This window comes from Paenibacillus sp. YAE3 (genome assembly GCF_057546105.1).
In genome coordinates, this window is the sequence record NZ_BAAIYF010000003.1 from 1 (window position 1) to 13,642 (window position 13,642).

At 55.7% G+C, this 13,642-nt stretch carries 9 protein-coding genes; 5 read left to right on the plus strand and 4 right to left on the minus strand.

Annotation, left to right across the window (positions count from 1 at the left end):
* Positions 1–478: 478 nt before the first annotated feature.
* The 3 genes from AC27KL_RS05995 to AC27KL_RS06005 all read right to left on the minus strand — a co-directional run bounded on the left by AC27KL_RS05995 (position 479) and on the right by AC27KL_RS06005 (position 4,481).
* Positions 479–1,966 (minus strand): UxaA family hydrolase, encoded by a 1,488-nt coding sequence (locus AC27KL_RS05995; RefSeq protein WP_487169153.1) that lies wholly within the window; start codon positions 1,964–1,966, stop codon positions 479–481.
* A gap of 16 nt (positions 1,967–1,982) precedes the next feature.
* On the minus strand, positions 1,983–3,392 hold the full coding sequence (locus AC27KL_RS06000) for a tagaturonate reductase (protein ID WP_487169154.1): 1,410 nt from the start codon (positions 3,390–3,392) through the stop codon (positions 1,983–1,985).
* A 93-nt stretch (positions 3,393–3,485) separates the two neighbouring features.
* Positions 3,486–4,481, minus strand: coding sequence for a LacI family DNA-binding transcriptional regulator (locus tag AC27KL_RS06005; RefSeq protein WP_487169155.1), 996 nt, complete (start codon positions 4,479–4,481; stop codon positions 3,486–3,488).
* A gap of 272 nt (positions 4,482–4,753) precedes the next feature.
* On the opposite strand from AC27KL_RS06005, the gene AC27KL_RS06010 reads away from it, so the two are divergent.
* Positions 4,754–6,997: a helix-turn-helix domain-containing protein gene (locus AC27KL_RS06010; RefSeq protein WP_487169156.1), complete on the plus strand. Its 2,244-nt coding sequence runs from the start codon at positions 4,754–4,756 to the stop codon at positions 6,995–6,997.
* Between the two features lie 205 nt (positions 6,998–7,202).
* Here the strand turns inward: AC27KL_RS06010 and AC27KL_RS06015 are convergent, their stop codons facing one another.
* Positions 7,203–8,087, minus strand: coding sequence for a carbohydrate ABC transporter permease (locus AC27KL_RS06015; protein ID WP_036706498.1), 885 nt, complete (start codon positions 8,085–8,087; stop codon positions 7,203–7,205).
* 321 nt (positions 8,088–8,408) lie between these two features.
* Here AC27KL_RS06015 and AC27KL_RS06020 point away from each other — a divergent pair, with 321 nt between their 5' ends.
* The 4 genes from AC27KL_RS06020 to AC27KL_RS06035 all read left to right on the plus strand — a co-directional run bounded on the left by AC27KL_RS06020 (position 8,409) and on the right by AC27KL_RS06035 (position 13,565).
* Positions 8,409–9,347, plus strand: a complete 939-nt coding sequence (locus tag AC27KL_RS06020) for an ABC transporter permease (RefSeq protein ID WP_487169421.1) — start codon at positions 8,409–8,411, stop codon at positions 9,345–9,347.
* Between the two features lie 47 nt (positions 9,348–9,394).
* Positions 9,395–10,912, plus strand: a complete 1,518-nt coding sequence (locus AC27KL_RS06025) for an extracellular solute-binding protein (protein ID WP_212950393.1) — start codon at positions 9,395–9,397, stop codon at positions 10,910–10,912.
* A 79-nt stretch (positions 10,913–10,991) separates the two neighbouring features.
* The gene (locus AC27KL_RS06030) at positions 10,992–12,116 is read left to right on the plus strand and encodes a glycoside hydrolase family 88/105 protein (RefSeq protein WP_487169157.1); all 1,125 of its coding nucleotides are present in this window, start codon (positions 10,992–10,994) and stop codon (positions 12,114–12,116) included.
* Between the two features lie 78 nt (positions 12,117–12,194).
* The gene (locus AC27KL_RS06035) at positions 12,195–13,565 is read left to right on the plus strand and encodes a glycoside hydrolase family 28 protein (RefSeq protein WP_487169158.1); all 1,371 of its coding nucleotides are present in this window, start codon (positions 12,195–12,197) and stop codon (positions 13,563–13,565) included.
* The last annotated feature ends 77 nt before the right edge of the window (positions 13,566–13,642 follow it).

The window sequence follows — 13,642 nt, forward strand, 5'->3', positions numbered from 1 at the left end:
CTCCATCCTTGAGGTTTTTGGGTTTGGTCACTTGAAAACTTCTCCAAGTTGGGGTGAAGTCCCTTTTTTATGTCCGAAAATCCTTACGGCTCAAGGCCTCAGATTACTGCAAAACGCTCAAATAAATGATTTAGGATAAGTCGGAATAACCTTCAAAGCATTAACTTCACTTTGTGAGGGGTCTTTGTTTTTGTTCGGGGCCCCCGCAAAGTAATTGGAATAACCTTCGAAGCATTAACTTCACTTTGTGGGGTGTCTTTGTTTTGGTTTGGGGCCCCCGCAAAGTAATTGGAATAACCTTCAAAGCTTAAGCTCCCCTTTGTGGGGTGTCTTTGTTTTTGTTCGGGGCCCCCGCAAAGTAATCGGAATAACCATCGAAGCTTAAGCTCCCCTTTGTGGGTGTCTTTGTTTTCGTTCGGGGCCCCCGCAAAGTAATTGGAATAACCTTCAAAGCTTAAGCTCCCCTTTGTGGGGTCTCTTATAGCGTGACCCCGGTTTTGAAGATGGCCAGCTCGCGCACGTCGTTTTGCTCGTTTCGGGTTTTCCGGCCGCTGGCGACTTCGATTACGTATGCGATAAATTGCTCCAATATGTCGGCCATCGGGGTTTCGAGCAGCGGCCCGGCGTTAAAGTCCATCCAATGGCCTTTTTTGGCGTACAGCTCGTTGTTGGTCGCGATTTTCACCGTCGGCACGAAGCTGCCGAAAGGCGTGCCGCGTCCGGTCGTAAAGAGGACCAGATGGCAGTCCGATGCGGCCAGGGCGGAGGAGGCGACAAGGTCGTTGCCCGGCGCCTGCAGCAGGCTTAAGCCTTTTTTGCGGAGCTTTTCGCCGTATTGCAGCACGTCGACGACGGGCGCCGTTCCGGCTTTTTGCGTGCAGCCGAGCGATTTGTCCTCGAGCGTGCTGATGCCTCCCGCTTTATTGCCGGGGGAAGGGTTTTCGTACACCGGTTCGCCGTGCGACAGGAAATATTGCTTGAAGTTTTGGATGAGTTCGACGATGGATCGGTAAACCTCTTCGTTTTCCGCGCGGGCCATCAGCATTTTTTCGGCGCCGAACATTTCCGGCACCTCGGTCAGGACCGTCGAACCGCCCTGGGAAATAAGGAAATCGGAAAAGGCGCCCAGCAGCGGATTCGCCGTAATGCCCGAAAATCCGTCGGAGCCGCCGCATTTGAGCCCCACGTTCAATTCGCTGATCGGCACCGGCTCGCGGCGGTCGGTTTTCGCGGCTTCATGCAGCTCTTCCAGCAGCGCAAGACCCGCTTCGACTTCGTCGCCGACCTCCTGCGCCACCAGGAACTTCACGCGCTCCTCGTCATAATCGCCGAGCAGGCTGCGGAATTCGGTTACGACGTTGTTTTCGCAGCCGAGCCCAAACACAAGGACGCCCCCGGCATTCGGATGTTTGACGGCATCCAGCAGGATGCTGCGGGTCTGCCGGTGATCGTCGCCAAGCTGGGAGCAGCCGTAAGGATGCTTGAGGATGGTGACGTTATCGAACGGGCCCAAATCGGGATGGATCGCCTTGAACTCTTGCAGCATCTGCTCGGCGATGCCGTTCACGCAGCCGACGGTCGGGACGATGAACAGATCGTTGCGAATGCCGACTTTGCCGTTTTTGCGGCGGTAGCCCTGAAAGGTCAGGCCGCGCGGCGGATAGGAGATCGGATGCAGGTCGGGCACGTACTCATATTTTTCCTCGCCGCTCAGGTTCGTTTTCATGTTATGGGTGTGCACCCATTCGCCGGGTTCGATCGCATTGGCGGCATGGCCGATCGGATAACCGTATTTGGTGATCATGTCGCCGGGCCCGAACCGGGCAAGCGCGATTTTATGCCCCTGTGGAATATCCGAAAGGGCCGTCAGCGGCCGATCCAGGCCGGTGATCGCTTCCCCGGCGGCAATCGGGCGGAGGGCGACGGCAACGGTGTCCCGCGGGTTTAATTTCAGCCATTGTTTCATTGGGAACCTCCTATTCCTATACCAGTTGTTGTAATGCCGATCGGCTGCCGGCCTGCTCCAACTGCCGGATTCGTTCCGCGACGGCGGGGACCAGGCCCGGGATGAGCGCGAGGTTCTCCCCCCACAAGCTTTCGTTCCTCAAAATGGTCTCGGCGAAAGTATCGGGACGGCTCCAAGCCTCGTCAAAGGCGGCGATCGCCCCGGGAACATCCTTGCGCGGCACGCGATCGCCCCGGTAACTGAGCAGCAGCGCGGCCAAAGACAACGTCAACAACGGCGGGAGCTCTCCCTTGGCGCCGGCGTATTTCCGGAGGATCGGCAGCAGGCGGGCGTTGAACTTCGAAATGCTGTTCAGCGAGATCGACGCCAGTTCATGCCGGATAAAGGGATTGCTGAAACGCTCCCGGATATCCTTCGCATAGGCGAGCAGATCGGCTTGCGGAAGATCGAGCATCGGGGCGATTTCCTTTTCCATGAGGTCCCGCACGAACCCCGAGAAGCATTCATCCTTCATGACGTCCTCCACCGTTTCCAAGCCGGCCAGCAATCCGAGCGGTACCATGGCGGTGTGGGGACCGTTCAGCAGGTGGACTTTGCGTTCGCGATAAGGCGTCATGTCGCCGGTGAACAGCACGTTTAGTCCCGCGCGGTCCAGCGGCAGCCGTTCAGGCAGCCACGAAGGGCCTTCGATGACCCACAGCAGATAGGGCTCGGATGCGACCATGAGATCGTCTTTGTAGCCGAGATCGCTCTCCAGGCTTTCGGCCTCGCCGCGGGGATACCCGGGGACGATCCGATCGACCAGGCTGCAGCAGAAGGTATTTTCCGCATCGAGCCAGGCCATGAACGCCTCGCCCAGCTGCCATTCCCGCGCATACCGCTGCACAAGCTGCTTGAGCTGCTCCCCGTTGCGGTCGACAAGCTCGCAGGGGATGATCACGAATCCTTTTTTGCCGAGCGCAAAACGCCTGAACAGCAGCGCCGTCAATTTGCCCGGAAAGCTGAGGGGGGGGCGGTCTCCGGCTTCATCCCGCGCATCGTAGGCGATGCCGGCCTCCGTCGTGTTCGAGGTGATGAACTCCAGGGAATCGTCCTCCGCCAGCGCGAGGAATTCGTCAAACTGCTGATAAGGGTTGATGACGCGGGTCACGCAGGAGACGATCTCCCGGGAATTGACGGTTTGCCCTTGGAAAATGCCGTTTTGCAGCACGGTATACAGCCCATCCTGCCTGTTGATCGCATCCGCTTGCCCGCCCGGCGTCGGCTGCACGACGACCGCGCTGCCTTGGAACAGCCCTTGGCGGTTCATCTGCTGCAGCTGCCAATCGACGAAAGCGCGCATGAAGTTGCCCGCGCCGAATTGGATCATGCGTTCGGGGTATGCAGGCAGTTCGGGGAGCAGGCTTCTGGAGAGTTGCTGCGCCATTCAAAGATCATCTCCTTATTCAAATAGATAAGTCACGTTGTTTATGCACACGTTAACATTTTGATTAAAAAATAGAGGCCTCTGATGCATCGGTCATACAGAAGCCACGCTCTGGCGCACGACCAGCGAGGTTTTTACGAAAAGGCGCTGAGGTTCGTGGTCCGGTTCCTTCATCAGCTCGATCAACTTGGTCGTGCCGAGCTTGCTGATTTCGGCCACGGGCCGATGGATGGTCGTCAGCGCCGGGTTCGTGTACCGGGCGAACACGATATCGTCGAACCCGATCAGGGACATTTGCTCCGGAATCGAAACCCCTCCGGCGTAACAAGCGTTCATGGCCCCGATGGCCATGTCGTCGTTCGCGCAAAAGACGACGGTTGGCGGATCCGGGAGGGACAGCAGCGAAGCCATCGCCTCATAACCGCTTTCGATGCCGTAGTCGCCCGCCGCAAAATATTCCGGGACGAGCGGCAGCCGGTTGGCGATCAGGCTGTCCAGAAAACCCTGTTTGCGTTCGGATGAAGATTTGAAGCCCGCTTTCCCTTCGATGATGGCGAATTTCCGGTGCCCCTGCGCCGCAGCGTAATCGATCGCCTCTCTGACGCCTTCGCGGTCGCCGGCCACGACGTTCATGATGCCGGGGTCCTCGAGCTGCCGGTTCAGCACGACGAGCGGAATGCCCATTTTTTTGACGTGATAAATGAAGGCGTTGTCCGCGTCGCTTTGGCTCATGACGAGAATGCCGTCGAAGCGCTGCGGCAATATGGCGTCGAAATGCTTGATGCCGTCGATGCCGTGCACGGTCAGGTTGTAATTTTCGTCCAGCACGTGGTGGATGCCCTTCATCGCGTCGACGAGAAAGCTTGACGAAGTGCCTTGGTCGATGCTCGAGAAAAACAGTCCGATCGTGTACGACCTTCTCATCACCAGGCTTTTGGCGCTATAGTTGGGGATGTAGTTCATCTCGGCGGCGATTTTTTCGATTTTGTCGCGGGTTTCCTTTTTGATGAGATGGCTTCCGTTAAGCGCCCTGGAAACGGTGGTGTGGGAAACGCCCGCGACGCGGGCGATATCTTTTATCGTAATCATTGCTACCTCTGGTCTTCCTGAATGGATGGAATCGGGTCATTCCTGATCGGAGCCTGTCGCGTCCCAAACCCAAGAACACGTCCGCGGTTTCGAGCGCTTGCTTGATCCAGGCGCCGATAGGCGCTGCCCGTTTGTTCACGCTTTCAGTTTAAGTTCTTGCCATTCCCAAGTCAAGGAAAATCAAAGAAAATGCACACGTGAAAAATCATTTGTCAATAACATGATGTAAACGCTATAATTGGAACCAAAGACGCAGTTAAAGGAGTATTTCGATGAAAAAAGGCCGCATGTTTTACAAAACCTTCATACCGATCCTGGTACTCGGCGTCGGGCTTGTCATCAGCTTCGGAGCCTATATTTACGTCAATACGACCCATTCCGTCGTGGACAGGGTTTCAAGCAGCAAGCAGAGCTTCATTTCGCAAACGAAAAATTCCTTGGAGCAGAAAATCCAAACGATCGAATACGCCTTCAATACATACAGCACGACCAGCTCGTTCGAATCCGTCGTCAAAAACCCGATTACCGAAAAAGACTTCGAGGCATACCGCAACGTCAACACCCAGCTGAACTACATTGCCACAATGGGACTGGACGGCACGGAATATTCGCTGATCAGCCTGGCCCAAAACTGGAAAATCTCGAACGGCAAGCTCTCCTATTTAACGGAGGCGGACCGCAAGGCGCTGTACGACACCTACATTAACGGCCAGGAGCGGGGGCTCTTCTGGATGAAAACGAAGGACGGCATCCGTTTCGTCAATACGCTGCCCGCGTTTTCGACCAAAAAGCAGGCGATCGCCCTGTCCGACATTTCGCTCGCCACCCTGGACAACACGCTGAAAACCGAAGAGAACACGCCGATCATCATTCTGAACAAACAGGGCGAGCTGATGTACGAGACGGGCCCGGAAGACAAACGGCTGACGAAGGAGCAGCTTGCAGGCATCGCCAAATCGGTCGGCACGGAGCACCGGACCGGGACGGTGACGGTACCGGACGCGGGGGACGGCCCCGTCAAAGCGATATATGCAAGATCCAGCTACAACAACTGGACTTACGTTACGCTGCTCGACCAGAAGGAAATATCCGAGGCGCTCAAGACGACCAAGTTCGGTTTGATCATGATGGGATTCGTCATTACCGTCTTTATCGTCATCATCGCCTATATGATCGCCGTTTACTTCAACAAACCGCTGCAGCAAATCCAGCGCAGCCTGCCCAAACATCCGCATCCGTCCTTCAAAAACGAAGTCGAATGGATTTTGCACTCCATCAACCGGATCGTCACCGAAAAAGAAAACCTGGAGAACCTGATCGAAGCCGAACTGCCGCAGCTTGAAACGCAGCTGATCTTGAACCTGTTCCGCAACCGGGTCACCCCTGAAGAGCTGGAACGGATCATGCCGCGGTTCGGGTACGAAAAAATCGAAAAGCCGCGTTATGTCACGATGCTGATCCAAATGGACAGCTACGGCGGACGCGAGGCGGCGGATAAAGATTTGCTGCTGTTTGCCATCAACAAGATGGTGGAAGAGATCGTGCCGAAGGAATCGAGACTGCTGCCGATCCTGTTGAACGACAAAACCCAGGCGACGATTCTGGTTTTTGACGGCACCGGCGAGCAGGAGATCCGAAAGCAGGTTCTGGATTACGCCAAGACGATCATGAAAGCGGTTCGCGAATACCTGAAGGTGTCGGTCAGCTTCGGCATCAGCCAAACGTACGGCCGGCTCTGGGAAAGCAAGGAAGCCTGCGAAATGAGCAAGCAGGCGCTGCACCATCGGCTGAACCTCGGCAAGGAATCGATCATTTTTTACGAAGACATGGCCATGCTGGTATCCGGCCCGGCGCTCCTCCATTATCCGACCGAGCTGGAATCCCAGCTGTTCGACGCGATCCGGCTTGGGGACGAAGAGCAGGTGCCCCGTTTCCTGTATCCGCTGCTGGCGGAAATGATGAAAAAGAACAACAATTCGATGAATTTCGAAGTGGCGCTCGTGCGTTTCGTGAACAACCTGATCCAGCTGGAGCAGCTGCTGGGCGTCGAGGTGCTGATGACGAAGGACAACCACGCGCTGTACCACCGGTTGCTCGACATCCGGAACCCGGAGGAAATCGAACGCATTTTGGTGCAGGAAGTCATTTTGCCGATGGTCAAAAGCATGAAGGAAAAAACGAACCAGCAGTTCCGTTCCTTGTCCGAAAAAATCGCCGCGATCGTCCGGGCCGAATACGACCAGGAGTTGTCCCTGGAATGGATCGCCGACCGCCTTCATTATAATCCCAACTATTTAAGCAGCATCTTCAAAAAGGAATTCGGCATGACGTTCAGCGAATATTTGATGAATTACCGGCTCGAAATGGCCAAAAAATGGCTCGTGGAAACCGACATGACGATCAAAGACATCGCCGAACGCCTGCAGTACCACAATTCCCAAAATTTCATCCGATCGTTCCGCAAAAAAGAACATGTTACCCCGGGTTCGTACCGCAAGCTGAAGCAGGCGCAGTAGCCGGGGCCGGTCGTCAAGAAGTCTTGTTTTCGCGCATCGAATGCCTGCGGGAAAGCAAGACTTTTTTGGGTTGCGAACGTTCGGATTCAGGGCAAGGGCCCAACACGGGTGGGGCGCTTCGGGAAAGACCGGACGCGTTGCCATGCCGGCCGCTACTGATCCATGCCCGTCAACCGGACGGCTGGATCGATGCATCAGGCTTGCGTCATCCCTTGACCGATCCGAGCAGCGCGCCTTTGACGAAATGCTTTTGCACGAACGGGTAAGCGACGAGCATCGGCACGGTGGCGATCACGATGACGGCCATTTTGATCGTCTGCGCAGGGGGGACGACGTCGACCGACGTGCTTTCGGCCTGCATGCCGCTCGAGACGATGACGATCTGGCGCAGCAGCACCTGGATCGGCCATTTGGCGGAATCGGTGATGTACAGGATGGCGTTCATGTACGTATTCCAATACGCTACGCCGTAGAACAGCGAAATCGTCGCGATGGAAGGCAGCGCCAGGGGAAGCATGATTTTGAAAAATACCCCGAAGTCGTTGCAGCCGTCCATTTTGGCCGATTCCTCGAGGCTGTCCGGCAGCGCCTGAAAGAAGTTCCGCATAATGATGAGGTTAAAGGCATTGATCGCGACCGGAAGGACAAGCGACCAATAGGAGTCGATCAGTCCAAGGCTTTTGACGACAAGGAACGTCGGGATCATGCCGCCGCTGAACAGCATGGAAAATACGACGATGAAGTTGATCGCGTTTCTTCCATATAAATATTTGCGGGAGAGGCCGTACGCCATCAGCGCGGTCAAGGCCATGCTCACCACCGTGCCGATGAGGGTCACGCCGATCGAAACGGCCAAGCTTTTAAAGATGGTCGGCGTCGACAGAATGTACCGGTATGCATCCAACGAAAACGTGGTCGGAAACAAAATGAATTTTTTGGCCACCACTTCCTGCGTCGACGCAAACGAACTGGCGATCACGTTCACGAAAGGCAGCAGGCAGGCGAGCGCGATCAATATCAATAACGTGGAGTTCACAACCGTAAATGCGATGCTGCCTGCGGATTGTTTTTTTCTAAGGGATCGTGCCATAAGTTTGTCCTCCTTGTAGTCGGTTTCATGGACACTTTATCAAGCCGGAAGGGTTACGTATATAATCAAATGCTAAGGTCTTGCCGGGACGGTAAACGGCAGTCGAACCGGGCCGGAATTGCGGCATAATCATTATGTTGCATCGCGATCATCAGATGAGGTGAACAGGCCGGAAACCGCATAACCGCGCCGTTTTGCAATCGCTATCATGAAATGATTATGTACGGAATGCCGAAAAGACCTTAAGCTGAACAACGTAGACGTCAACATGAAGACAAGGAGGTCGACTCGGTGAAGGATTCAAGTACCGCCGCAGTGAACATGAACATGAAAGCCGCCAAAAAGGAGCGGCCGGCGCGAATGCGTCTCGATAGCCTGAAACGGAACAAGCTGCTGTACCTCATGATTTTGCCCGGCGTGCTTTACTTCATTATTTTTAAATATTTGCCGATGGGCGGACTCGTGATCGCGTTTCAGGATTATCAGCCTTACCAAGGCATTGCAGGCAGCCCCTGGGTGGGATTCAAACATTTTATCCGTTTGTTTACGGAACCGACGTTTTTTATGCTGCTGAGCAACACGCTGATTTTGTTTGCGCTGAACATCGTCATTTTTTTTCCGCTTCCGATCATCTTGGCGCTCATGCTGAACGAAGTCAGGCACAAGCTGTTTAAAAACGCGGTCCAGACGATCATTTACATTCCGCATTTTATGTCGTGGGTCATCATCGTCTCCATTACTTACGTGTTCCTGACCGTGGACGGAGGGGTGTTCAACGAGATGCTTGCCGCGCTCGGGCTGCCGAAAATCAGCTTCCTGACCTCTCCCGAATGGCTGCGGACCGTATATATCGGACAAGTCATTTGGAAGGAGCTCGGCTGGTCCACCATCATTTATTTGGCGGCGATCACGGTCGTGGACACCCAGCTGTACGAGGCCGCCGAGATGGACGGCGCGGGAAGGCTGCGCAAAACATGGCATGTTACGCTGCCGGCCATCCGTCCGGTCATCATTACGCTTCTGATTTTAAAAATCGGCAGCACGCTCGATCTGGGCTTTGAACATATGTACTTGCTGCTTAATTCCCTCAACCGCGAGGTCGCCGAAATTTTCGACACCTACATTTACACCGCCGGTCTGAAAAACGGCCAGCTCAGCTTCAGCACCACCGTAGGCCTTTTCAAAGGGCTGGTAGGGTTGATTCTGGTCATGCTCTCCAATCGGCTCGCCAAAAAATTCGGGGAAGACGGCGTCTATTGATCATGCGGGCGGGATGCTCTCAATCATTTGAAAAAGGGGAAATGAAGATGAAAAAAATGGTCAAAAAAATGGCCGCGCTTGCGATCTGCTCCGCGCTGGTACTGACGGCATGCGGCGAGAAAGAAAAAGCGGCGGGGGGGACGACCGGAAGCGGCTCCGACGCAAACGCGAAAACAAGCATCACTTGGCTGAACATTTTGCATACGGCTTCGCCGCCGACGGACACGATCATTAAAAAGATCGAAGAAAAAACGAACGCCGAGGTCAAATTCTCCTGGATCCCGGACGCATCCAAAGAAGAACGCATCAACACGTCGCTGGCTTCGGATTCCCTGGCGGACATCGTCACCTTGACCATTCTCGACAACTCTTCCGTACGCAATGCGCTGAAATCGGGCATGTTCTGGGAAGTCGAGCCGTATCTCAACGAGTTCCCGAACCTGGCCAAAATTTCCGAGGACACGCGCAGATCTGCTTCCATCGCCGGCAAGCTGTACGGCATCCCGTTCCAGAAGGATTTGGCCCGCAACGGCGTTGTCATCCGCAAGGACTGGCTGGATAAGGTCGGACTGCCCGTGCCGAAAACGCTGGATGAGCTGATGGAAGTCGCCAAAGCGTTTACCGAAAAAGATCCCGACGGCAACGGCAAAAATGATACGACCGGTTTCATGGACCGCAGCGACCTCGTGTACGGCGCATTCAAAACGCTCGGCTCCTACATGGGCGTTCCGAACTACTGGAAAGTGAGCGAAGACGGCAAAATGACGCCGGAATTCGATACCGAAGAATACGTCAAAACGATGGATTACATGAAAAAGCTGTACGACAACGGCTACATCAACCAGGACTTTGCCGTGACGGCGAAAACCGACCAGCAGCAAAAATTCGCGCAGGGCAAAGCCGGCATCTACGTGGGAGCACTGTTTGACAGCAAAAACCTGAAAAACATGGCCAAAGGCGTCCAGGACAACATGGAGCTCGTCCTCGCCAATAACATTACGCCGACCGGCAGCGAATCCGAGCGCCATATTTGGGCGGGCAACAACGGCATCGGCGGCCTGCTGGCCTTCCCGAAATCGGAAGTGAAGGACGAAGCGGAGCTGAAGCGGGTGCTGAAATTCGTCAACGACTTGATGGATGACGACATGTACGCCCTGATGACGTACGGCATCAAAGACGTTCACTACAAAGTGGACGAAAACGATGCGGCTACGATCATCAACCAGGATTTGTGGCAGCAGGAAGTGCAGCCGTTTGCGTCTTCCCGTCCGAACGAAACCGGCTATAAAATCCACGACTCCGATCCGCTGAAGGCCGAATCCGACAAGCTGATCAAGGAAAACGCGAAGTACGCGGTGCTGAACCCGGCTTATTCGCTCGAATCGGAAACCTATTCGACGCAGGGCTCCGAGCTGCAAAAAATCATCACCGACGCCACTTACAAATACATTCTCGGCAAAATCGACCTGAACGGGTTCAAGGACGCCGTCGAGAACTGGAAAAAATCCGGCGGCAGCAAAATCATCGCCGAATACGAAGAAGCATACAAAGCCGCCAAAAAGTAAGGAATTAAAACCATAACAAAAATAGGGTCCTATCCGCCTAACCCGGGGTTAGGACCTATTTATTCCGCAGGAGGTCATCATGGAACATACGAGCTGGGCCGCGCGTACGGCAAAATCGATCATGGAACGAACGCCGAAGCTGCATGAAGACAAAGGTTACGGGGGCAAATGGTCATACGATTACGGCGTGGTGCTAAAAGGCTTCGAGCTGCTTTGGCGCCAAACCGGCGACCGTGCGTATTATCGATTCATTCAGGACAACATGGACGATTTCATTCAGGAAGACGGCACGATCCGGGGGTACCGCCTGGACGAATACAACATCGACCATATCAACAACGGAAAACTGCTGTTCGTCCTGCATGCCGAAACGAAGCAGGATAAATACAAAAAAGCGGCGGAGCTCCTCCGAAATCAGCTGCGGTCGCATCCGCGGACGTCCGAAGGCGCGTTCTGGCACAAGCAAATCTATCCTTATCAAATTTGGCTCGACGGGTTGTACATGGGCTCCCCTTTTTATCTCGAATATTTGCTTGCGTTCGAGGACGGGGAAGGCATCGGCGACGTCACGAAGCAGTTCATCCTTTGCGAGCGGCATACGAAAGATGCGAAAACGGGCCTCCTGTTCCATGCATGGGACGAAAAACGGGAGCAGCCTTGGTGCGATCCGGAGACGGGGCTGTCCGCAAATTTCTGGGGCCGTTCCTTGGGCTGGTTCGTCATGGCTCTGGTCGATGTGCTCGCCCTGCTGCCGGTGCAGCATGCCGATTATCAGGAGCTTGTCCGCATCCTGAGCGATACGCTGGCGGCCATCCGCAAATTCCAGGATCCCGAAAGCGGCGTGTGGTACCAGGTGGTCGACCAGGGGGGCCGCAAGGGCAATTATTTGGAAGCATCGGCTTCCAGCATGTTCACGTATGCCATGGCCAAAGGCATCCGTCTGGGCGTGCTGGACGACGGCTGGAGGGAGACGCTCGATCAAGCGTACCGGGGGCTGATCGCCGAATTCGTGCTGGAAACGAAGGAAGGCTGGGTCAACCTGAACAAAAACTGCCAGGTCGCAGGCCTCGGCGGCGCCGACAAGCGGGACGGCACGTACGCTTATTACATCAGCGAGCCGATCGTGACGAACGACCAAAAAGGACTGGGCGCGTTTTTGCAGGCCTGCGCCGAATATGAGGCGTTGCCTCGCGCGAAGGCGTAATCGCCGCATGGAAGAGACTGAACCGGCGGCATCCGGTCGCCCGGTCGCCGAAGCTTCAGCATAACGAGAGGAGCTGACATGCACTTGCATAACATTATCGACTACGGCGCGCACCGCAACAGCCCGGAGCCGTCGACGGAAGCGATCCGCGCCGCCATCGCCGCGGCAAGCGCGGCCGGCGGCGGCACCGTATACGTGCCGGCGGGAACCTTCCGCACGGGGGCGATTTTTCTGAAGGATCATATCGAGCTGCGTCTGAGCCCGGGAGCGGTGCTTTCCTTCACGACCGATCCGGGCGATTATCCTGCCGTGGAATCCCGCTGGGAAGGCGTCCGGCGCCAGGTCCACGCCTCCTGCATTTTCGGCAAAGACCTCGTCAACGTGTCGATCACCGGCAGCGGGACGCTGGAAGGCAACGGCCAGGCGTGGTGGGATCTGTTCCGCAACCGGCGGCAGGAGCTTGAATACCCGCGGCCCAAGCTGATCAGCTTCGACGGCTGCTCCCGGGTGACGATCAAGGACGTCACGCTGCGGAATTCCCCCAGCTGGACGATCAACCCGATCCGCTGCAACGACGTAACGATCGACAACGTTTCGATCTGGAATCCGGCCGATTCGCCGAACACCGACGGCATCGATCCGGAATCCTGCAGCAACGTGCGCATCAGCAACTGCCATATCGACGTCGGGGACGACTGCATCGCCATCAAATCCGGAACCGAAGACACGCAGGAGCGCGTACCGTGCGAAAACATTGCGATCGCCAACTGCACGATGATCCACGGCCATGGCGGGGTGGTGCTGGGGAGCGAAATGAGCGGGGACATTCGGAACGTCGCCATCACGAACTGCATCTTCAAGCAGACCGACCGCGGCATCCGCCTTAAGTCGAGACGGGGCCGCGGAGGGACCGTCGAGGACGTCCGGGTGAGCAATATCGTGATGGAAGACGTCATTTGCCCGTTTATCATGAACCTGTATTATTTCTGCGGTCCGCGCGGCAAAGACAAATACGTGTGGGATAAGCGGCCATACCCGGTAACGGAGGAAACGCCGACGTTCCGGCGGATCCATTTTGCGAACATTACGGCGCGGAACGTCCATGCGGCAGCCGGTTTCCTGTACGGTTTGGCCGAGCGCTACGTTTCCGAGGTGACCTTCACGGATATCGACATTTCGATGGCTGAACAGGCCATTCCGGGCAAGCCGGCCATGATGGCGGGAATCGAGGACATGAACAACCGGGGCTTTTACCTGGGCAACGTCCGGGACGTGCAGTTCCGCCACGTGACGGTCGAAAATCACGAAGGTCCGGCGTTTTATATTGAAAACGGGGACAACGTCGAGGTGTCCGGCTGCCGCTCGCGAAACACCCGCAAGCCGGAAAAGCTGGTGGAGCAGGTCACGGCGGCACCGCCGGAGCCGGAACTTAGCGAAACCGAAACGTAGGACGGATGGTTTGCCGGCAGGCGGGGACAACGGCAGATGCGTTCGTTGAATAGGCCCAAAGAAAGGACGGCCATGCG

Bases quoted from the DNA above. Each gene is read 5' to 3' on its own strand.
- AC27KL_RS06010 (WP_487169156.1), top strand. From the start codon at position 4,754: ATGAAAAAAGGCCGCATGTTTTACAAAACCTTCATACCGATCCTGGTA.
- AC27KL_RS06000 (WP_487169154.1), bottom strand. From the start codon at position 3,392: ATGGCGCAGCAACTCTCCAGAAGCCTGCTCCCCGAACTGCCTGCATAC.
- AC27KL_RS06005 (WP_487169155.1), bottom strand. From the start codon at position 4,481: ATGATTACGATAAAAGATATCGCCCGCGTCGCGGGCGTTTCCCACACC.
- AC27KL_RS06035 (WP_487169158.1), top strand. From the start codon at position 12,195: ATGCACTTGCATAACATTATCGACTACGGCGCGCACCGCAACAGCCCG.
- AC27KL_RS05995 (WP_487169153.1), bottom strand. From the start codon at position 1,966: ATGAAACAATGGCTGAAATTAAACCCGCGGGACACCGTTGCCGTCGCC.
- AC27KL_RS06030 (WP_487169157.1), top strand. From the start codon at position 10,992: ATGGAACATACGAGCTGGGCCGCGCGTACGGCAAAATCGATCATGGAA.
- AC27KL_RS06015 (WP_036706498.1), bottom strand. From the start codon at position 8,087: ATGGCACGATCCCTTAGAAAAAAACAATCCGCAGGCAGCATCGCATTT.
- AC27KL_RS06025 (WP_212950393.1), top strand. From the start codon at position 9,395: ATGAAAAAAATGGTCAAAAAAATGGCCGCGCTTGCGATCTGCTCCGCG.
- AC27KL_RS06020 (WP_487169421.1), top strand. From the start codon at position 8,409: ATGAACATGAAAGCCGCCAAAAAGGAGCGGCCGGCGCGAATGCGTCTC.